Genomic DNA, 20,409 nt, shown 5'->3' on the forward strand with positions numbered 1-20,409 from the left:
GACGAGCCGCACCGCCGCGCCCGCGGCCAACAGTCGGGGCAACCGGCGCTGCGCGACGGTGCCGCCGCCCACGACGACGACCGCGCGCCCTCGCAGATCGAGTCCGGCCAGGTAGTGCTGCTCCTGCGGCATGCGTTCAGACTGCCGCCGCATCCGCGCGCGCGGCGGGAGCCGTGGCGGGCGTCTCCCCCGATCCGGGTGGACGTCTCACACCTCGGGACGCAGGAGGGCCAGCATCGCGGAGTTGCCGAACATCCGTGCCGTGTCCAGGGCCGACGGATGCCCGGCGGCGGGGTCGGCACCCCCGTCGAGCAGCGCCCGCACGACCTCGGGCTCGTCCTTGAAGACGGCACCCGCGAGCGGACTCTGCCCACGGTCGTTGAGCCGGTTCGGATCGGCGCCCCGCTGCAGCAGTGCGCGCACCGTCTCGACGTGACCGTGGTAGGCGGCCAGCATCACCAGCGTGTCGCCCCTGTCGTTGGTGAGGTTCGGCGAGACTCCCGCGTCGACGTAGGCCGCCAGCGTCTCGCTCTGCCCCTCGCGGGCGAGGCCGAACACGCGCGCCCACAGTTCGAGCAGTTCGTCCGGGTCGGGCGCGGCGGCACCGTCGTCGGCACCGTCGGCACCGTCGACGCCGTGGTCGGCGCTGTCGGTCATGTCCTCAGCGTGCCACGACGGCACCCGTCCCTCAGCGGAACGACGTCGTCGGGGAACCCGGCGATACGCTTCACCGCACCGACGTGAGACACACGTCGTCGACCACGGGAAGCGGAGATGACGGGCACCGAGCGCACCTGGGCGGGCACCACACTGGCGGACCGCAGGGCCACGCGCCGGCGGCGGCTCATCGAGGCGGGGCTGGAACTCCTCGGCGATCCCGGCGGCGCGGCGGTGAGCGTGCGGGCGGTGTGCCGGACCGCGCAGCTCACCGAACGGTACTTCTACGAGAACTTCGCCGACCGGGACGGCTTCGTCGTCGGCGTCTACGACCATGTCGTGAACCTCGCGCACCAGGTGCTGGTCGACGCCGTCGACCTGGCGGGGCCCGAACCCCGGCACCGGGCCGAGGCCGCGGTGTCCGCGTTCGTCACCCTCGTACTCGACGACCCGCGCAAGGGCCGCGTGCTGCTGCTCGCACCTCTCGCGGACCCGGCGCTGCGGGGTGTCGGCGTGCAACGGCTGCCGCTGTTCGCCGACCTCGTGCGCGAGCAACTGTCCGACCGCGTCGACGACGCGGACCGGACCATGACCGCCACCGCCCTGGTGGGCGGGTTGGCCAACCTCTTCGTCGCCTACGTGAGCGGGACGCTGGACGTCTCGCGCGAGCGGCTCACCACCCACTGCGTCCGGTTGGTGCTCGGGGCGGAGGCGTTGCACTCGTGACGCCCCCGTCGCGGAGGGCACGGTTCGCGACGAGGGCGTACACGAACTGCGAACACGTGTGCGTGGAGTGCGGACACGCGTGCGCAGACTGCGGACACGGCGCTACGGCGGCGTGTCAGGCGGCGCCCACCAGGTGGTCGAACGCCAGTTGGGACAGCTGCGCGTAGGCGTAGCCGCGGCGGCCCGCCGCCTCGGCGTCGAAGTCCTCGAACGCCGTGCGGTCGGCCAGCAGGTCGGCGGGCGACTCGCCCTCGCCCAGCGTGGGCTTCGAGAGCTCGGGCACACGCGACGCGTCGAGGGCCTCGATCACCCTCGGATCGGCGCGGAACGCCTTCGCCCGCTCACGCAGAAGCAGGTAGGACCGCATGCAGGCCGCGGCGCTCGCCCACACGCCCTCCATGTCCTCGGTGCGCGGCGGCTTGTAGTCGAAGTGCCGGGGACCGTCGTAGCCGCCGTGTTCGAGCAGGTCGACCAGGAAGAACGCCGAGAGCACGTCGCCGTGCCCGAACACGAGGTCCTGGTCGTAGCGCGGTCCGTGCTGACCGTTGAGGTCGATGTGGAACAACTTGCCCTGCCACAACGCCTGACCGATGCCGTGCACGAAGTTGAGCCCGGCCATCTGTTCGTGCCCGACCTCGGGGTTCACGCCCACGAGCTCGTGGTGCTCCAGGGTGGAGATGAACGCGAGTGCGTGGCCGATCGTGGGCAGCAGGATGTCGCCTCGTGGTTCGTTCGGCTTCGGCTCCAGCGCGAGCCGCAGGTCGTAGCCCTGGTCGAGCACGTACTGCGCCAGCGTGTCGATGCCTTCGCGGTAGCGGTCCATCGCGGCGCGCACGTCCTTCGCCGCGTCCGTCTCGCTGCCCTCCCGGCCGCCCCACAGCACGTACGTCGTCGCTCCGAGCTCGGCGGCGAGGTCCATGTTGCGCATGACCTTGCGCAGCGCAAACCGGCGGATGTCGCGGTCGTTGTTGGTGAGTCCACCGTCCTTGAACACCGGGTGGGTGAACAGGTTGGTGGTGGCCATCGGCACGACCAGGCCGGTCTCGTCGAGGGCGGTGCGGAACCGCTGGATGCGCTTGTCGCGCTCCCCTTCGTCGCTGCCGAAGGGGATGAGGTCGTCGTCGTGGAACGTCACGCCCCACGCCCCCAGCTCGGCGAGCCGGTGCACGGCCTCGACGGCGTCGAGCTCGGGACGGGTGGCCTCGCCGAACGGGTCGTTGGCCCGCCATCCCACCGTCCACAGGCCGAAGCTGAACTTGTCCTCCGCCACGGGTGTCCCGACCACGCTGTCCTCCCGCTTGCCAGTCGTTAATAGTTCGAGCACTGAACTTATGCCGACCACTCCCCGGTGGTCAAGTATTTGGTTCAGCGGGTGAACGAATACGATGGTCCCGTGAGCGACAGCGGTCCCGCAGGCCAGCACACCGTCCGACGGCACAACTCGACCCTCGTGCTCGACGCGATCGCGAGCACGCCCGGAGTGTCACGGGCCGGTATCGCCGCGCGCACCGGACTCACCAAGGCCACGGTCTCGACCCTCGTCGACCGGCTGGTCGCCGCCTCGCTCGTGCGCGAACACGGCCGGGAGCACCGCAGCGGCCCCGGCAGGCGCGGCACGTCGCTGTCGCTGTCGCCCGATGGGCCGTGCGGGCTGGGTGTCGAGATCGGCGTGGACTACCTCGCCACCTGCCTGATCGGTCTGACCGGCGAGGTGCGCGGCGAACGCGTGCGGCGCACCGACAACCGAGGTCGCACACCAAGCCGCATCCTGTCCCGGGTGTCCGACGAACTCGAACAGGAACTCGCCCGCGCCGAGCGCGAACGGGGCACCGTGGCCGGAGTCGGTGTCGCCGTGCCCGGCCTCGTCGACACGGGCAGCGGCCGCGTGACCGTCGCACCCAACCTGGGCTGGGAGGACGTCGACCTCGCCGCCGAGCTGAGGGCACACGTTCCCGCGCTACCGGGACGGCTCGTCGTCGGCAACGAGGCGAACCTCGCCGCCGTCGCGGAGTGGGAAGCCCTGCGCCGCGAGACCGGCCCGGCCCCGACCAGCTTCGTGCACGTCTCCGGCGAGATCGGCATCGGCGCGGGCATCGTGCTCGACGGCACGCTGTTCGACGGTGTGCACGGCTTCGGCGGCGAGCTCGGCCACTTTCCCGTGCAACCGCGTGGCCCGCGCTGCTCGTGCGGTGCGCGCGGCTGCCTCGAACGGCTCGCGGGCAAGGACGCTCTCCTCGACCGGGCCCGCGCCGACGACGTCGACGCGCTGGTGGCCCTGCTCGACGACGGCGAGCGCACCGCCCGGGCGGCCGTCCGCGCCGCCGGCCGCACCCTGGGCTCGACGTTGTCGGCGGTGGTGAACCTCCTCGACGTGCCGACGATCGTGCTCGGCGGCATCTACGCGCGCCTGCACCCGTGGTTGAGCGAGCCGCTTTCCGCGGAACTCGCCGAGCGGATCGTGGGCTCGGCGCGGCGAGACGTGGAGGTGCGACGTTCGGTGCTGGGCGCCGACGCCGCGGTCCGCGGCGCCGCGGCGGCCGCCCTGCGCACGGTGCTCGACGACCCGGACGCCTACGTCCTGCGGGACCGTCAGGCGGAGGAGCGCACCACGAGCTCGGTCGGCAGCAGGATCGACGGAGGCAGTGGCTCCTCGCCCGCCAGCTGAGCCAGCAGCCGCCACGTCATCGTGCGGCCGAGCTCCTCGACGGGCTGCCGCACGGTCGTCAACGGCGGTGTCACGGTCGTGGCCAGGACAGAGTCGTCGAAGCCGACCACGGCCACGTCGTCCGGCACGCTCCGGCCTCGCGCCGCGAGCTCCCGCAACGCGCCCACGGCGATGATGTCGGCCCCGGCGAACACGGCGTCGAGGTCGGGATGGGCGTCGAGCAGGTCCGCCATGGCCCGGGCGCCCGCCTCGATCGTGAAGTCGCTGTGCACGACGGTGTCGGTGGCGAGCCCGGCCTCCGACACTCCGCGTCGCCATCCCGCCAACCGGTCGATGCCCACCGCCATGTCGCTGGGCCCGGCGAGCGTGCCGATACGGCGGCGACCGCTCGCCACCAGGTGCCGCGCGGCCGACAGCGCGCCGGTGAAGTTGTCGGCGTCGACGTACGGCACCGCGCCTCCGGTGAGAGGGCGCCCTCCCGCCACCACGGGAAGTCCGGCTTCCGCGAGGCGCTGCGGCAGTGGATCCTCACCGTGCATGCTCACCACGAGCGCACCGTCGACGTGACCGCTGCACAGGTACTTCTCCAGCCGCGCCCCGTCGTCGTCCTCGGCGAGCATCGTGAGCACGAGTTGGCGGTGGCTCCCGGACAGTCCGGCATGGACACCGCGGAGGACGCCCGCGAAGAACGGATCGGCGAAGACACGTTCGCCGGGTTCGGAGACCACCAGTGCGATCGAGTTGGTCCTGCGGGTGACGAGACTGCGCGCGGCCTCGTTGGGCACGTACCCGAGCGTCTCGATCGCCCGCCTGACCGCCTGCCGGGCCCGCCCGCTCACCCCCGGTGCGTCGTTGATCACCCGGGAGACGGTCGAGCGGGACACCCCGGCGACCCGCGCCACCTCCTCCAGAGTGGGCGCGCCACGCTGCTCGACCGCCACGTCCCCGGGCTGGGTCATCCTCGTCCTGCCAAACCGTTGTCCGCCATCACTCGCGAATACCATGCAGCACTGGCCTTCGGCGTCCGGCGCTGGGTCCCGTAGTCCACGTGCACAAGCCCGAACCGCTTGGCGTAGCCCTCGGCCCACTCGAAGTTGTCGAGCAGGGACCAGTAGAAGTAGCCGCGCAGGTCGACGCCCTGCTCGACCGCCCGGTGCGCGGCCCTCAGGTGCTGCTCGACGAACGCGATGCGGTCGGTGTCGTCGATCCGGCCGTCCTCGTCGACGACGTCGGCGTAGGCCACGCCGTTCTCGGTGATGTAGAGCGGCACCCGCGGGTAGTCGGTGTGCAGCGTCAGCAGCAGCCCGGTCAGCGGCTCGGCGTTGACGTCCCAGCCCGAATCCGTCTGCGGAAGTCCCCGCTTCGGGAAACTGACGTGCTCGGCTCCGACCCATTCCGACGCCGGCCCGGACTTCCCGTTCGGCACCGCCGAGACGTAGTGGTCGCGGTAGTAGTTCACGCCGAGGAAGTCCGTTCCCCCGATCACGGCCTCGTCGCCCGTCAGCACGACGTCGCGCAACCCGAACGGTTCCAGGTCGGCGAGCACGTCGTCGGGGTAGCGACCCCGCAACACCGAGTCCAGGAACAGGCGGTTCTGCACGCCGTCGACGCGCCGCGCCACCTCGCGGTCCTCGGCGCTGTCCGGGTCGGCGGGCGAGACGGGGAACAGGTTGAGGGTGATGCCCACCCGGTTCTCGGCTGCCGTCGAGCGCACGACCTCCGCGCCCAGCCCGTGGGCCAGCAGCAGGTGGTGAGCGGCGGCGACCGCCGCCCGCGGTTCCGTCCGGCCCGGCGCGTGCCGCCCGGAGCCGTATCCGAGGAACGCCGAGCACCACGGCTCGTTCAACGTGGTCCACGTGGACACCCGGTCGCCGAGCCGGTCGAGCACCGCGGCGGTGTAGTCGGCGAAACGATAGGCGGTGTCGCGGTTCGTCCACCCGCCCCGTTCCTCCAGCGCGTGCGGCAGATCCCAGTGGTACAGAGTCGGCCACGGGGTGATGCCCTCGGCCAGCAGCGTGTCGACCAGCCGCTCGTAGAAGTCCAGCCCGGCCGGGTTCACCTCGCCGCCGTCCGGGCGCACCCGCGGCCAGGCCAGGGAGAACCGGTAGGCGCCCACGCCCAGCTCGCGCATCAGGGCGACGTCGTCGGGCATCCGCCGGTAGTGGTCGGCCGCCGGATCGCCGGTGTCGCCGTTCTTCACCGCTCCCGGCCGCGCACAGAAGGTGTCCCAGATGGACGGCGAACGGCCGTCGGCCGTGGTCGATCCCTCCACCTGGAACGCCGCCGTCGCCACGCCCCACAGGAAGCCGGCGGGGAACTCCACGGGCGTTGCCTCGGCACCGGCCTCCACAAAGGACGTCCTGTGTTGATCGTTCGTCGACACCTACTATCCCTTCACTGCACCTTGCATGATCCCGGCCACGATCTGGCGGCCGAGCAGGAAGAACACGATCAGCACGGGAACCGTCGCGAGCGTGGTGCCGGCCAGCACCAGCGAGTAGTCCACGTAGTAACCGCTCTGCAATTTCTCCAGCGCCACCTGGACGGTCGGGTTGTCGGGACCGAGCGCCACCAGCGGCCACAGGAAGTCGTTCCACGAGGTCATGAACGTGAACATCGCGAGGAACGCGGCGGCCGGGCGCACGGCGGGCAGACACACGTGCCAGAACACCCGGATCATCGAGCACCCGTCCACGCGCGCGGCCTCGATCAACTCGTAGGGCACCGCGCTGACCGTGTACTGCCGCATCCAGAACACGCCGATCGCGGTCACCAGGTTGGGCACGATCACGGCCTGCAGCTCATTCGCCCACCCGAGCTCGGCCATCGCCATGTACAGCGGGATGATGCCGAGCTGCGTCGGCACCGCCAGCGTGGCCACGACGAAGAGGAACAGCGCGTTGCGGCCCTTGAACCGCAGCTTGGCGAACGCGAATCCGGCCAGACTGGAGAACAGCACCGTCGAGATCGTCACCGACCCCGCCACGATGACACTGTTGCCAAGCGCCTTCCAGAACGGCACCGTGTCGAACACGCGCGCCGCGTTGGCGAAGAAGTTGCCACCGGGTACCAGCGGCGGCACCTGCTCGGTGAGCATCGAACTGTCCCGGCTGGCCACGAGGAACGACCAGTAGAACGGGAAGATCGAGCCCAGCACGAACGCCGTGAGCAGGCCGTAGACCCAGAAGTTCGGGCTCCCCGGCTGGGGGATTCGCGTCCGCCGTCGAGGACGGGCGGGAAGGAACACGCTCATCGATCTCCTCCCGTCGAGGCGATGCGCCGGGTAAGAGCGAAGTTGATCAGCGCGATCCCGATGACGATCAGGAACAGCACCCACGCGATGGCGGAGGCGTAGCCGAGGTCCTCACGCTCGAACGCCGCCTGGTACAGGTACAGCGTGATCGTCTGGAACTGATGGGTGGACCCGCCGTTGTTCGACCCGGGCATGGCGTCGAACAGCTTGGGCTCGGTGAAGATCTGCAGACCGCCGATGGTCGAGGTGATCACCACGAAGATGAGGGTCGGCCGCAGCATCGGCAGGGTGACGCTGACGAACCGCCGGACGGCGCCCGCCCCGTCCACGACGGCCGCCTCGTGGACCTCCTTCGGGATGGCCTGCATCGCCGCCAGCACGATCAGCGCGTTGTAGCCCGTCCACCGCCAGTTCACCATGACGGCGATGGCCACATGGCTGGCGAAGCGGTCGGCCTGCCAGTCGATCCGGTCGAGGCCCAGCAACTCGAAAACCCCGTTCACGAGCCCGTACTGCGGGCCGAAGAGGTTGGCGAAGATGATGCCCAACGCCACCAGGCTCGCTACGTACGGCATCAGCACACCGACCCGCCAGCCCGTGGGGAACCGCACCCGCGTGTTGAGCAGGGCAGCGAGCAGGACCGCGATGACGATCTGCGGAACGGTGGAGAGCAGGAAGATGCTGAGCGTGTTCGTCAGCGTGGTCCAGAACTGCGGATCGCCGAAGAGCTGGACGTAGTTGCCCACGCCGAGGAACGACGGGTCGTCGTCGATGAGTTCCCAGTCGAACAGCGAGACGTAGGCGGTGTACAGCAGCGGAAACAGCCCGACGACGCCGAAGATGACGAAGAACGGCGCCACGTAGAGGTACGGCGAGTACCGGACGTCCCACCGGCTCATCCGGTCGCGCCAGCTCGGGCGAGCCGGACGCGCCGGGGAGCCGGTGGGCTCGTCCCTGTCCTCCGGCGTGGTCGCCGGAGCGGGGCTCGACTGTGTCACGGTCGCTCCCCGTCAGGACGCGATCTGCTTGGCGGCGTCGACGAACCGTTCCCAGCCCTCGGCCGGTGACGTGCCCTGCTCCACCGCCTGCAACGCGGGGCTCAGCGCGTTCTCCTGGATCTTGCCGTCACCCGGCCCCTTGTACTGGGCCTCGCCGATCGCCTTCGCCTGCTCGGCGAACAGTTCCCCCATGGGCGGGCCGTCGAAGTAGTCGTTGGTGGCCGACAGCAGATCCGGCGATTCCAGCGCCTCGACCTGGCTCGGGAACACCCCGGCCGCCTTGAAGGCCTTGATCTGCTGCTCCGGAGCGGTCAACCATGCCGCCAGTGCCGCGGCCTCCTCGGGATGCTCGCTTTGCGTCGGAACGGCCAGGTACGACCCGCCCCAGTTGCGCGGGCCTCCGGGGAAGGCGTCGGTGACGGCCCAGGCGCCCGCGAGGTCCTCGCCGGCCTGTTCCTCGATCACCCCGAGCATCCACGAGGGACACGTCTTCGTCGCGAACGCCGACTGTGTGAAGCCGCTGTTCCACTCGTTGGAGAACGCCACCAGTCCCGCCGACTGTCCGCGTGCCACCGCGTCGGTCACCCGGTCCCAGTTGCGCTTGATCTCGGGATTCGACTCGACCGTCAACCGGTCCTGGCGGTCGAAGTAACCGACGTCGAGCTGGTTCTGCATCGCGTTGAAGATCTGCGCCGCCGAGTCGAACCACGCCACGCCGTCGACGTTCGCGACGAACTCGTCACCGGCGGCGAAGTAGCTGTCCCACGACTCGAACAACTCGGCCACCTCGTCCGGTTCGGACGGAAGACCCGCCTGCTCGAAGAGGTCCTTGCGATAGCACATCGCGAGCGGCCCGATGTCCGTGCCGTACCCGATGAGCCTGCCGTCCTTGTCGAGGGCCGCCTCGTACTTCCAGTCGAGCCAGCGGTCGGGGCCCGCCTCCTTCGGCCCGATCTCGGTGAGGTCGTGGAAGCGGCTCGATTTGTCGAGCACCTCGGGAAGGTGCGCCTCCTCGACCGCCACCACGTCGTCGAGGCCCGACCCCGCCCCGAGCTTGGTGAACAGCGACTGGTGGTACGGACCGCCCTGACCGGTCTCGTGGACGACGATGTCGATGTCCGGGTGCAGGCGCTCGTACTCGGCGTACAGCTCCTCGTATCCGAACTCGTTGAACGTCGAGATGCTGAGCTGGAGCTTGCCGTCGGCGGCGGCGTCGTCCCCGCCGCAGGCCACGGTCACCAAGCCGACCGCGGCGACGGCGGAGGCGGTGGCGATGGCACGTCTGGCGGGCCCGGCTTGTCCGGTGCGTCGGAGATGGTGTCGCACGGTGACCCCTTGTCGGGTTGGGCTACACGGATTTTGGGAGCGCTCCCAGTCAGGACAGCAGCCTGCCCCGCCATCCCATCGAGTGTCAATGACCCATGACCAGGTCGTTATCGAAGCGGCCGCAGGAACCGGAGCGTCAGGGGGCCGCAACTTCGAGAGCGCTCCCAATGCGCCGAGGTGGCTCGGAACCCCCTCGGCGACTACGCGAGAGTCCGGCCGAGAAAGCCGCGGAGATAACCCACGGCGGTGTCGAAGTCGGATTCGAGCACGAAATGCCCGGCGTCGAGGAGGTGGATCTCGACCTCGGGAAGGTCGCTCCGGAACGCGCGGGCACCGTCAGGGCCGAAGATCTCGTCGTTGGCACCCCACACGGCGAGCAGCGGCACCTGCGTTTCGCGGAAGTACTCGTGCACGCGCGGATACAGGGCGACGTTGCTCGTGTAGTCGGCGAACAGCCGGAGCTGAGCAGCCTCGACACCGGGGCGCTGGAACAGCGCGTGGTCGTACGTCCACGTGTCGGGACTGACGAGAGCGGGGTCGGGAACGCCGTGGGTGTACTGCCAGCGGATCGCGTCCCAGCCGAGGGCGTCGCGCAGGACGGCCTCGTTGTCGGGATTCGGATCGGCCGCGTAGGCCCAGATCGGCTCCCAGAACGGCTCCACGAAGCCTGCGTCGTAGGCGTTGCCGTTCTGGCTGACGATCGCGGAGACCCGCTCAGGGTGCGCCAACGCGAGTCGCCAACCGATGGGCGCCCCGTAGTCCTGCACGTAGACCGCGAACTCCTCCACCCCCACCGCGTCCAGCAGACCCTCGGTGACGGAGGCGAGCGTGTCGAAGCTGTAGTCGACGTCGTCGACCGGCGGCGTGTCCGAGTGTCCGAACCCGAGGTGATCCGGGGCGATGACGTGATAACGGTCGGCCAGTGCCGGGACGAGGTGGCGGAACATGTGTGAACTCGCGGGATAGCCGTGCAGAAGAAGCACGGTCGGAGCCTGCCTCGGCCCGGCCTCCCGATAGAAGATCCGATGGCCGGAGACGGTCACGGCCCGGTGGCGCACGTCGCTCAATCTAACCCCTTCAGTGGTTTTATCCAGTTAGGTTGCCGGCGACTGTAGCCCGCTACCCTAACCCTGTCAACAATCCGATACTGGTTAGACTGTTGTGGTGATGGCCGACGACGACTGCGAGCTCCTGCTCGCGCTGCTCAACACCAGGCCGGTGAAGGACGGCGTCGAACACGACGAGCTCGCCGACGACCGCGCGGCACGACGGTGGTCCACCGCCCGTGGTGGCACCGGGACACCGCACGAACTGCGGCTGTTGCGACGTCTCCGAGAACACGTGAGCCAGGTCGTGCTGGGCCGGGCTCCCGCGACCGTGCTGGCGGCGGCACTCGACGGAGTCCATCAGCGCCCCCACCTCAGCGACGCCGGCCTGAGGTGGGAACTGGTCACGGAACCAGACCGGCGTCTGGCGGCACGGGTGGTGCTGGCCTGGGCCTGGGTGGACGAACACCTGCCGGGACGCCTCCGGCCGTGCGGCAACGACGAATGTCGGTTGTTCCTGCTCGACCGCAGCAAGGCCAACCGGGCTCGCTGGTGCTCGATGGCGACCTGCGGCAACCGCATGAAGGCCAGGCGCCACTACGAACGCACCCGAGGTTCCGCCCCTCCCGGCAGAACGAGTGGTCAGTGAGCGGACCCGCCCGCCACTGGCCCGCAGAGGTACAGTCCGGCGCGAGACCGCACCGCAGGAGGAGGCAACGTGGCCACTGGATACGACGTCGTCGGCAGCGGGGAACACACGGTCATCGCCGTGCACGGCTGGTTCGGTTCCGCGCGTGCCTGGCAGCCGCTGATCCCCCATCTCGACCCGACCGCGTTCCGCTACGTGTTCGTGAACCTGCGCGGTTACGGCGACCGCCGCGGCGAACCGGGCGAGCACACCCTCGCCGAGGCGGCGTCCGACGTGCGCGCCGTGGCCGACGCGGTGTCGGCGGAGCGGTTCTCCCTGGTGGGCCATTCGATGGGCGGCTCCGTCATGCAGCGCGTGCTCGCCGACGCGCCCGAGCGGGTGCGCTCGCTCGTCGGCATCTCGCCCGTCCCGGCCTCGGGCGTTCCGTTCGACGACGACGGCTGGGCGCTGTTCTCGGGCGCGGCGACCGACCCGGAGAAGCGCCGCGCGATCGTCGACCTCACCACGGGCAACCGGCTGACGGGCGTGTGGCTGGACGCGATGGTCCGCCATTCCCTGGAGCACTCCGACGAGCGGGCGTTCGCCGACTACCTGCTCGCCTGGGCGAAGACCGACTTCCACGCCGACATCGAGGGCGACCCGACACCGGTGAAGGTCATCGTCGGCGAACACGATCCGGCGCTCGGCGAAGCCACCATGCGGCAGACGTTCACCCGGTGGTACCCGAACTGCACCGTGGACGTGCTGGCCAACTGCGGGCACTACGCCATCGACGAGACACCGGTGGCTCTCGCGACGAGTCTGGAAACCTTCCTGCGCGAGGCGCCGTAGGCACGCGCGGCACCGAAGCCGGTCAGGGCCGCACCAGCACCTTGACCGCGCCCGCGGCGGGATCGGCGACCGTGCGCAGGGCCTGCTCGACCTGCTCCAGACCGAACTCGTGGGTCATGATCCGTGCCGGAACGAGCGTGCCGACGGCGAACGCCCGCACCGCGTGCACCCACGCCCGCGGCGGTGCGCCGAACACGGTGTGCAGCGTGATCTGGTCGGTGACGAGGTCGCGGGTGCCGAGTACGTCGTGCTCGCCGGGAATGCCGGTGAGCACGACTCGGCCACCCCGCCGGGCCAGGCGCACGGCCGTCGCGGCGGTGCCGGTGTGCCCGGCCGCCTCCACGACGGCGTCGAACCGTCCGGCCAGCGTCTCACCCTCGTCGGGAAGGACGAGACGGCTCGCTCCACACGCGAGGGCGAGCTCGGACCGGCCGAGCTCCGGGTGCACGACGACGAGTTCGGCGGGACTGTGGGCCCGCACCAGCTGCGTGGCGAGCAACCCGAGCGTCCCACCGCCGACCACGGCGACCCGATCGCCCTGCCGCACGTCGAGCCTCAGGCACGCCTCCGCCACGCACGCGGCCGGTTCCAGCCCCGCTGCCGAGCGCAGATCGGCACCCGCCGGAAGGACGTGCAGCAGCCTCGCCGGGACGCAAAGCCAGTCCGCCCACGCGCCGTCGCGGGTGAACCCCGTTTCGTCGTAGGCGCCGTGACAGACGGTGGGCTCGCCCCGCCGGCAGGCGGGGCAGCGTTGGCAGGACCGGAATCCCTCCCCCACCACGGAGCGGCCGACGAGTGCACCGTCCACACCGGACCCGACGGCGACGACCGTGCCCGACCACTCGTGCCCGGGCACGACCGGATACCGGGCGTACGCCGCGGGTCGGGAACCCGTGAACAGCTCCACGTCCGAACCGCAGATGCCCGCGTAGGCCACACGCACCAGAGCCTCCCCGGCCGCGGGCCGAGGGCGCGGTGTCGTGACGATGCTCAGCTCTCCCGGCTGTTCGAGCCGCACGGCACGATACGTCGCCCCGGCCTCCTCGCCGGTGTCCGGACCGGTGCCCCTGGTCATCGCGAACTCCTTCGTCGGCCGTCCCGTCCGCTCCGGCTGCACGTCCTCGGTCATCCCGCGAACGCCGCGGTGGGCAGACCGGCGATGCCCGGGCGGCAGTGGAACAGCGCTCCGGCGGTCGGCTGCGCGTCCTGGGCGATCCCCTGCCGCGAGGTGGTGATGTAGAGGTCGGTGAGGTCCGGGCCGCCGAACGCGCACGCGGTCACCTGGGACGGCCCCACGTCGATCACCTCGTCCAGCACGCCCTCGGGCGTGTACCGGTGCACAGCGCCGCCGCCCCACAACGCCACCCACAGGCCGCCGTCGACGTCGAGCGCCAAGCCGTCGGGCACACCGTGTTCGGCCGCGACGTGCACGACGGTGCGCCGGGCGGAGAAGCGCCCCGTGCCGGGGTCGACGTCGAACGCGTCGACGCGCCGGGTCGGCGAGTCGATGTAGTACACGGTGTCGCCGTCGGCGTTCCACGCGATGCCGTTCGACACGGTCACTCCGGTGAGCACCGTGCGCGTGGTGCCGTCGGGGTCGAGCCGGTACAGGCTGCCGCGCCCCGGGGTTTCGTCGTAGGCCATCGAGCCGCAGTAGAACCGCCCCTGCCGGTCGCAGCCGCCGTCGTTCATCCGCACCGACTCGTCGTCCCACAGGGGTTCCAGCGTCGTCACCTCCGCGGTCTCCGGGTCGGTGAGGGCGAAGCCGCGCTCCACCGCGACGACGAGCCCGCCCCCGACCCGAGGTCGCACGGCGGCGGCCACTGTGGACACCCGCTGCCGTGACACGGCCAACTCACCCGGAGCCCAGCCGAGCACGTCACCGCGCAGCAGGTCCACCCAGCGAAGCCGAGCCGCACCGCTGTCCCACACGGGACCTTCGCCGTGGTCGGTACAGACGTCGGTCACCTGCTCCGCGCGCGGCACCGCCACACCTCCGTGAACTCGACCGACTCGACTGACTCCACGACCATCCGACGGTCCTCCTCCGGCACCTCGGCCACCAGGCACGATGCCAGTGTTAGCGCTAACATCCCAGTGGTCAAGCCGACGTCGTTCTCCCGCCACCGGTTCCTTGCCCGCTTCGAGTCCTCGATGTGATCGCTCACCATGCCCATCCCGCCGCCCTCGCCGCGGCACCTGTGCGACACGGTGCCGGACATCCAGCGGTAGCGTCGGGTCGAAACCGATATTCCGGAGGTAGGAATGGCGAGGAACGCACCGGCCGCACCGGGGCACACGCAGCGGCCCGCGGTGATGGCCGACGTGGCCCGGCTGGCCGGAGTGTCCCAGCAGACGGTGTCGCGCGTGCTCAACCACCACCCGTCCGTTTCCCCCGGAACGCGCACGCGCGTCCTCGCGGCCATCGAGGAACTCGGCTACCGCCCCAACTCCGCCGCCCGCGCACTCGCCTCCAAGCGCACGAAGGTCATCGGCGTGGTCGGCTTCGACGCCTCCCTCTACGGTCCCGCCAGCACGCTCGCCGGCCTGGAGCAGGCCGCCCACAGCGCGGGCTACTTCGTGAGCGTGGCCAGCATGCGGGCGCCGGACGGCGACGCCGTGCAGCAGGCGCTGCGACGACTGACCAGCCAGTCCGTGGAAGGCGTCGTGGTGATCGCGCCCCAGCGGGCGACCGTCGACGCCCTCGCCGACGCACCCGCCGATCTACCCCTCGTCGTCGTGGAGGGCGGCGACGGCAACGGCCGCCCGGTGGTGTGCGTCGACCAGGTGGCCGGAGCCCGCCTCGCGACGCGCCACCTGCTCGACCAGGGGGCGCCCACCGTGTGGCACGTCGCCGGGCCGGACGGGTGGCTGGAGGCGCAGAACCGGATCACCGGCTGGCGCGAGGAGCTGCGCGACGCGGGCGCCGAGGCCCCGGAGCCGCTGCGCGGCGACTGGAGTCCGGCGTCGGGCTACTCGGCGGGACAGCTCCTGGCCGAGCGTTCCGACGTGCGCGCGGTGTTCGTGGCCAACGACCAGATGGCGCTGGGCGTGCTGCGCGCCTTCCACGAGCACGGGGTGTCCGTGCCCGACGACGTCCTCGTGGCCGGGTTCGACGACGTCCCGGAGTCGGCCTACTTCACTCCCCCGCTGACCACGGTGCGCCAGGACTTCGACGCGGTGGGACGCCGCAGCATCGACCTGCTGCTGGAGCTCATCGACACCGCCGCCGAGAACGCCTCGGGCAGGACGACGACGGTGGCTCCGGAGCTCGTCGTGCGGCAGAGCAGCGTCGGACGCCGACGTCGTCGCACGAGTCGCCGCAAAAGTGAGCGCTAACATACGGCGGCTTCCGCATCACGTCAAGCAAGAACAGCACTGGGAAAAGGCGCCTTGACGGTCCCCATGTGAGCGTTCACACTGATCGCGTCGGTGACGCAGCTCACCCCGCGGCGGAGTACTCGCGCCCGGTCCCGGCTCGCGACGCGATCAGGAGGAGGAGCAGTGCTCAGGAAGTTGGTGGCCGCGGCAGCCGCGGTGTCCCTGTTCGGCGCCCTCACGGCCTGCGGTTCCGGCGATTCCTCCGGCGCGGCCGACGACACCATCACCATGGGCTTCGCCCAGGTCGGCGCCGAGAGCGGCTGGCGCACGGCGAACACGAAGTCGGTGCAGGAGGCGGCGGAACGGGCCGGGATCGAGCTCAAGTTCTCCGACGCCCAGCAGAAGCAGGAGAACCAGATCAAGGCCATTCGGTCGTTCGTGCAGCAGCGCGTCGACGTCATCGCGTTCAGTCCGGTGGTCGAGACCGGCTGGGACACGGTGCTGCTGGAGGCCCAGCGCGCCGGTATCCCGGTGATCCTCACCGACCGCTCCATCGACTCCGACGACACGTCGCTGTACGAGACGTTCCTCGGCTCGGACTTCGTGGAGGAGGGCCGCAAGGCGGGTGCGTGGCTCGTCGAGGAGTCGCAGGGCGAGTCGAGTGTGAACGTCGTCGAGCTGGAGGGCACCACGGGCGCCGCGCCCGCGATCGACCGGCACACCGGCTTCGCCGAGGCGATCGCCGGCTCGAACATCGAGATCATCGCCTCGCAGACCGGCGACTTCACGCGCTCCGGCGGCAAGCAGGTGATGGAGGCGTTCCTCAAGGCGCACGACGACATCGACGTGGTCTACTCCCACAACGACGACATGGGCCTGGGCGCGATCGAGGCCATCGAGGCCGCGGGCCTGACCCCCGGCGAGGACATCAAGATCATCACGGTGGACGCCGTGAAGGACGGCATGCAGGCGCTGGCGGACGGCCGGATCAACTTCATCGTGGAGTGCAACCCCCTGCTCGGCGACCAGCTCATGGAGTTGGCGAAGAAGGTCGTCGCGGGCGAGGAGGTCCCCGAGCGCGTCGTCGTCGAGGAGACGACCTTCACCCAGGAGCAGGCCGCCGAGGTGTTGCCCGACCGGAAGTACTGAGCACATCCGCTCGGCGGAGCGCCTCCCCGTGGACGTGCGGGGCGGCGCCCCGCTTCCCGAGGACGAAGGCACACCATGACCGAGGCTTCGAGAACGTCTTCTCCCCGATCCGCCGACCCGGTCGTCGACATGCGCGGCATCACCGTCCGCTTCCCCGGTGTGACCGCCCTGCAGGACGTCGACTTCCGGCTGTTCCCCGGCGAGGTCCACGCCCTGATGGGCGAGAACGGCGCGGGGAAATCCACGCTGATCAAGGCGTTGACCGGCGCACAGCCCGTCGACGCGGGCGTCGTCCGGCTCGGGGGCGAGCGCGTCTCCTTCGCGGGTCCCGGCGAGGCGCAGGAGGCGGGGATCAGCACCGTGTACCAGGAAGTCCCCCTGTGTCCGAACCTGACGGTCGCCGAGAACATCCTGCTCGGCCGCGAACCCCGCCGACGCGGGGCGATCGACGTCCGCGCGGTGCGCGCCCGCGCCGGGGAACTGCTGCACCGCATCGGCCTGCACGTCGATCCCGACTCGGCGTTGGGGAGCCACCCCGTCGCGGTGCAACAACTCGTCGCCATCGCCCGGGCCGTGGCGGTGAACGTGCGCGTGCTGGTGCTCGACGAACCGACGTCCAGTCTGGACGCCGACGAGGTCGCCGAGCTCTTCCGCATCGTGCGGGTCCTGCGGGACGACGGTGTGGCCGTCCTCTTCGTGTCGCACTTCCTGGACCAGGTGTACGAGATCTCCGACCGGATGACGGTCCTGCGCAACGGCACGCTGGTCGGCGAGTACGCGACCGCGGAACTCGACCGGCTCGGCCTGGTCTCGGCGATGCTGGGACGCGAACTGGGCACCCTGGAACGTCTCGAACAACGGACGGAGCAGCGGGACCGTCCCGACCCGGCCGCGCCGGTGCTGCTCCGCACGAGGGGACTCGGCCGCAAGGGCGCGATCGAGCCGTTCGACCTGGAGATCCGGGCGGGCGAAGTGGTGGGTGTGGCCGGGCTCCTCGGGTCGGGGCGCACCGAGCTCGCCCGCTTGCTGTTCGGTGCGGACCGCGCGGACACCGGTCACGTGGAACTCGACGGACGCCGGGTGACACTGCGTTCCCCCCGGGCCGCGATCGCGCACGGGATCGGGTTCTGCTCCGAGGACCGCAAGGGCGAGGGCCTCGTGGCGGACCTGTCGGTGAGGGACAACCTCGTGCTCGCGCTGCAGGCCGCGCGCGGCTGGGCGAGGCCGGTTCCGCGCCGGGTCGCCGACGAGCTCGTCGAGAGGTACGTGGCCCTGCTCGACATCCGCCCCGCCACCCCGGACGCGCTGGTCGGCACGCTGTCCGGTGGCAACCAGCAGAAGGTGCTGCTGGCCCGCTGGCTCGTCACCGAACCCCGCCTGCTCATCCTCGACGAGCCGACCCGGGGCGTCGACGTCGGCGCCAAGGCGCAGATCCAGAAGCTCGTCGCCGACCTGGCCGCCGAGGGGTTGGCGATCCTCTTCATCTCGGCGGAGCTCGACGAGGTCGTGCGCCTGGCCGACCGGGTGGTGGTGCTGCGCGACCGGCGCGCGATCGCGCAACTGCGCAATCCGGGGGTCACCGTGGACGAGGTCCTCGACGTGATCGCCCGCCAGGGTCCCGCTCCGGAGAGGGCTGCCTCATGACGAATCGCGGCGTCGGGGTCGGCGCCCGGCTGCGGCGGAGCACACTCACGTGGCCGCTGCTGGCGCTCGTGGCGTTGCTCGTCGTCAACGTGGTGGTCACGCCGTCGTTCCTCGACGTCCGGCTGCAGAACGGGCACCTGTACGGCAGCGTCGTCGACATCCTCAGAAACGGCGCCCCGACGTTGCTGATCTCGCTGGGCATGACGCTCGTCATCGCGACCCGCGGCATCGACCTGTCGGTGGGGGCCGTGGCCGCCATCGCGGGCGCGGTCGCGTGCACCTCCATCGCCGGCGCGGGCGATCCGGCGAGTCCGTCCACGGCGTTCGTCGCCATGGGACTCGCGCTCGGCCTGTGCGTCGTACTCGGTGCGTGGAACGGGTTCCTCGTGTCGGTGCTGGGGATCCAGCCCATCATCGCGACGCTCGTGCTGATGACGGCGGGCCGGGGCATCGCGATGCTCATCACCGACGGGCAGATCGTGACCGTCAACAACAGTACCTACGCCGCCGTCGGCGCCGGTTTCGTCCTGCTCCCCCTGGCGATCCTGATCAGCCTCGCGGTGTTCGTCCTCGTCGCGTTCCTGACCAGGAGGACGGCGCTCGGGATGCTCATCGAGGCGGTCGGCGTCAACCCCACCGCGAGCCGGCTCGCGGGCGTGCGGTCCCGCACGATCGTGTGGACGGTGTACGTGTTCGCGGCCCTGTGCGCGGGCGTGGCCGGACTGATGATCAGCGCCGACGTGAGCGCGGCGGACGCCAACAACGCGGGACTGTGGATCGAGCTCGACGCCATCCTGGCGGTCGTCCTCGGCGGCACGGCGCTGTCGGGCGGCCGCTACTCGCTCACCGGCACCCTCGTCGGCGCATTGTTGATCCAGACCCTGACGACCACGGTCTACACGATCGGCATCCCGTCCGAGGTCACGCTCGTGTTCAAGGCGCTCGTCGTGCTCGCCGTGTGCCTGGTCCAGTCGCCGAAGGCACGAGCGCTGCTGCGGCGACGCCGGACGCCGCCCCCGGCTGCCGAAGCACTCCGTGATGACGCGCCGACGGCGAAGGTGGCAAGGCCATGAGCAGCGACTCCCCCACCCGCACGGCGACGCACGCGCTCGGCAGCGTCGTGCCGTCGCGGTTCGTGCCACTCCTCGCGACGTTGTCGTTGCTGTTCGTCGCGTTCGGCGTCGGCTCGGTGCGCTACGACGGCTTCGCCACCGGGCAGGTGGTGGCGAACCTGTTCATCGACAACGCCTTCCTCGTCGTCCTCGCGGTGGGGATGACGTTCGTGATCCTCAGCGGCGGCATCGACCTGTCCGTGGGCGCCGTCGTGGCACTGTCCACCATGGTCACCGCGTCGACACTGCGTGCGGGCTGGCCCGCGCCGCTGGTGATCGTCGCCGTCCTGGTACTGGGCGCCGGGCTCGGGCTGCTCATGGGACTGGTGATCCACCACTTCGACATCCAGCCGTTCGTGGTGACCCTCGGCGGCATGTTCCTCGCCCGGGGTCTGTGCTTCCTCATCGACGTGGAGTCGATCTCCATCAAGGACGGCACGTTCCGCGACCTCGCCACGGGCGTGCTGGAGCTCCCGGGTGGCGTGCGCATCACCTACGGCGTGGTGGTGGCCCTGCTGGTCGTGGCCGTGGCGGCGTACGTCCTGCACCGCACCCGGTTCGGCCGCACCGTGTACGCCGTGGGAGGCAGCGAGCACTCGGCGCGGCTGATGGGCCTGGAGACCGGCCGGGTGAAGGTGGGCGTCTACGTGATCAGCGGGCTCTGTTCCGCACTGGGCGGACTGCTGTTCGCGCTGTACATGCTCTCCGGATACGGCCTGCACGCCGTCGGCATGGAACTCGACGCGATCGCCGCCGTGGTGATCGGCGGCACCGTGCTGTCCGGCGGGTCGGGCTACGTGGTCGGGTCCGTCCTCGGGGTCCTCGTGCTCGGTACCATCCAGACGATCATCTCGTTCGAGGGCACGCTCTCCTCGTGGTGGACGAAGATCGTGGTGGGCGTGTTGCTGCTCGTGTTCATCGTCATGCAGCGCGTCCTCGTCCGGCGGCAACGCTGACTCGACGGGTGGCGATCGTCGCAGTCGCGGCTCCCGCACTCGCGACCCGAGCCGTCCTGTTCGACAGTGGAGCGTG

Annotated in this window: 20 protein-coding genes; 9 read left to right on the forward strand and 11 right to left on the reverse strand. The window is 70.6% G+C overall.

Annotated features, from left to right (window positions below; all coding sequences use genetic code 11):
- A partial coding sequence (locus SACAZDRAFT_RS23670; protein WP_040927664.1) for an NAD(P)-dependent oxidoreductase occupies positions 1-132 on the reverse strand: 132 nt, incomplete at its 3' end.
- 75 nt (positions 133-207) lie between these two features.
- Positions 208-657: an ankyrin repeat domain-containing protein gene (locus SACAZDRAFT_RS04400; protein ID WP_232286359.1), complete on the reverse strand. Its 450-nt coding sequence runs from the start codon at positions 655-657 to the stop codon at positions 208-210.
- 117 nt (positions 658-774) lie between these two features.
- Between SACAZDRAFT_RS04400 and SACAZDRAFT_RS04405 the strand changes: the two genes are divergently transcribed.
- Complete coding sequence (locus SACAZDRAFT_RS04405; protein ID WP_005439083.1) at positions 775-1,383, forward strand: TetR/AcrR family transcriptional regulator; 609 nt, start codon at positions 775-777, stop codon at positions 1,381-1,383.
- Positions 1,384-1,498: 115 nt separating this feature from the next.
- Here SACAZDRAFT_RS04405 and xylA read toward each other — a convergent pair whose 3' ends face one another.
- Complete coding sequence (xylA, locus tag SACAZDRAFT_RS04410) at positions 1,499-2,668, reverse strand: xylose isomerase (protein WP_005439085.1); 1,170 nt, start codon at positions 2,666-2,668, stop codon at positions 1,499-1,501.
- 108 nt (positions 2,669-2,776) lie between these two features.
- On the opposite strand from xylA, the gene SACAZDRAFT_RS04415 reads away from it, so the two are divergent.
- Positions 2,777-4,048: an ROK family transcriptional regulator gene (locus tag SACAZDRAFT_RS04415; RefSeq protein WP_005446865.1), complete on the forward strand. Its 1,272-nt coding sequence runs from the start codon at positions 2,777-2,779 to the stop codon at positions 4,046-4,048.
- Here the strand turns inward: SACAZDRAFT_RS04415 and SACAZDRAFT_RS04420 are convergent.
- From SACAZDRAFT_RS04420 to SACAZDRAFT_RS04445, 6 genes are all read right to left on the reverse strand, one after another.
- Positions 3,973-5,007: a LacI family DNA-binding transcriptional regulator gene (locus SACAZDRAFT_RS04420; RefSeq protein WP_005439087.1), complete on the reverse strand. Its 1,035-nt coding sequence runs from the start codon at positions 5,005-5,007 to the stop codon at positions 3,973-3,975. The genes SACAZDRAFT_RS04415 and SACAZDRAFT_RS04420 overlap by 76 nt on opposite strands.
- On the reverse strand, positions 5,004-6,371 hold the full coding sequence (locus tag SACAZDRAFT_RS04425) for a GH1 family beta-glucosidase (protein ID WP_040927909.1): 1,368 nt from the start codon (positions 6,369-6,371) through the stop codon (positions 5,004-5,006). Before SACAZDRAFT_RS04425 ends, SACAZDRAFT_RS04420 begins: the two co-directional genes overlap by 4 nt.
- A 63-nt stretch (positions 6,372-6,434) precedes the next feature.
- Positions 6,435-7,301: a carbohydrate ABC transporter permease gene (locus SACAZDRAFT_RS04430; RefSeq protein WP_005439089.1), complete on the reverse strand. Its 867-nt coding sequence runs from the start codon at positions 7,299-7,301 to the stop codon at positions 6,435-6,437.
- Positions 7,298-8,299 carry a carbohydrate ABC transporter permease gene (locus SACAZDRAFT_RS04435; RefSeq protein WP_005439090.1) on the reverse strand — a complete coding sequence of 334 codons (1,002 nt, stop codon included), beginning with the start codon at positions 8,297-8,299 and terminating at the stop codon, positions 7,298-7,300. The genes SACAZDRAFT_RS04430 and SACAZDRAFT_RS04435 overlap by 4 nt, the downstream gene beginning before the upstream one ends.
- A 12-nt stretch (positions 8,300-8,311) precedes the next feature.
- Positions 8,312-9,625, reverse strand: coding sequence for an ABC transporter substrate-binding protein (locus SACAZDRAFT_RS04440; RefSeq protein WP_005439091.1), 1,314 nt, complete (start codon positions 9,623-9,625; stop codon positions 8,312-8,314).
- 200 nt (positions 9,626-9,825) lie between these two features.
- Positions 9,826-10,692 carry an alpha/beta fold hydrolase gene (locus SACAZDRAFT_RS04445; protein WP_408638060.1) on the reverse strand — a complete coding sequence of 289 codons (867 nt, stop codon included), beginning with the start codon at positions 10,690-10,692 and terminating at the stop codon, positions 9,826-9,828.
- 100 nt (positions 10,693-10,792) lie between these two features.
- Between SACAZDRAFT_RS04445 and SACAZDRAFT_RS04450 the strand changes: the two genes are divergently transcribed.
- Both SACAZDRAFT_RS04450 and SACAZDRAFT_RS04455 read left to right on the forward strand, forming a co-directional pair.
- Positions 10,793-11,320, forward strand: coding sequence for a CGNR zinc finger domain-containing protein (locus tag SACAZDRAFT_RS04450; RefSeq protein WP_005439102.1), 528 nt, complete (start codon positions 10,793-10,795; stop codon positions 11,318-11,320).
- A gap of 69 nt (positions 11,321-11,389) precedes the next feature.
- Positions 11,390-12,151, forward strand: coding sequence for an alpha/beta fold hydrolase (locus SACAZDRAFT_RS04455; RefSeq protein WP_005439103.1), 762 nt, complete (start codon positions 11,390-11,392; stop codon positions 12,149-12,151).
- Positions 12,152-12,173: 22 nt separating this feature from the next.
- Here the strand turns inward: SACAZDRAFT_RS04455 and SACAZDRAFT_RS04460 are convergent, their stop codons facing one another.
- Positions 12,174-13,280, reverse strand: coding sequence for a zinc-dependent alcohol dehydrogenase (locus SACAZDRAFT_RS04460; protein WP_005439104.1), 1,107 nt, complete (start codon positions 13,278-13,280; stop codon positions 12,174-12,176).
- Positions 13,277-14,137, reverse strand: a complete 861-nt coding sequence (locus SACAZDRAFT_RS04465) for an SMP-30/gluconolactonase/LRE family protein (RefSeq protein WP_005439105.1) — start codon at positions 14,135-14,137, stop codon at positions 13,277-13,279. Before SACAZDRAFT_RS04465 ends, SACAZDRAFT_RS04460 begins: the two co-directional genes overlap by 4 nt.
- A gap of 279 nt (positions 14,138-14,416) precedes the next feature.
- Here SACAZDRAFT_RS04465 and SACAZDRAFT_RS04475 point away from each other — a divergent pair, with 279 nt between their 5' ends.
- The 5 genes from SACAZDRAFT_RS04475 (at position 14,417) to yjfF (ending at position 20,333) form a co-directional block, all read left to right on the forward strand.
- Positions 14,417-15,490, forward strand: coding sequence for a LacI family DNA-binding transcriptional regulator (locus SACAZDRAFT_RS04475; RefSeq protein WP_005439107.1), 1,074 nt, complete (start codon positions 14,417-14,419; stop codon positions 15,488-15,490).
- Positions 15,491-15,655: 165 nt separating this feature from the next.
- Complete coding sequence (locus tag SACAZDRAFT_RS04480; protein ID WP_005439108.1) at positions 15,656-16,621, forward strand: ABC transporter substrate-binding protein; 966 nt, start codon at positions 15,656-15,658, stop codon at positions 16,619-16,621.
- Between the two features lie 75 nt (positions 16,622-16,696).
- Complete coding sequence (locus tag SACAZDRAFT_RS04485; protein ID WP_005439110.1) at positions 16,697-18,265, forward strand: sugar ABC transporter ATP-binding protein; 1,569 nt, start codon at positions 16,697-16,699, stop codon at positions 18,263-18,265.
- Complete coding sequence (locus SACAZDRAFT_RS04490; RefSeq protein ID WP_005439112.1) at positions 18,262-19,338, forward strand: ABC transporter permease; 1,077 nt, start codon at positions 18,262-18,264, stop codon at positions 19,336-19,338. The genes SACAZDRAFT_RS04485 and SACAZDRAFT_RS04490 overlap by 4 nt, the downstream gene beginning before the upstream one ends.
- Complete coding sequence (yjfF, locus tag SACAZDRAFT_RS04495; RefSeq protein WP_005439114.1) at positions 19,335-20,333, forward strand: galactofuranose ABC transporter, permease protein YjfF; 999 nt, start codon at positions 19,335-19,337, stop codon at positions 20,331-20,333. Before SACAZDRAFT_RS04490 ends, yjfF begins: the two co-directional genes overlap by 4 nt.
- The last annotated feature ends 76 nt before the right edge of the window (positions 20,334-20,409 follow it).

This window comes from Saccharomonospora azurea NA-128, assembly GCF_000231055.2.
Lineage (GTDB): Bacteria > Actinomycetota > Actinomycetes > Mycobacteriales > Pseudonocardiaceae > Saccharomonospora > Saccharomonospora azurea.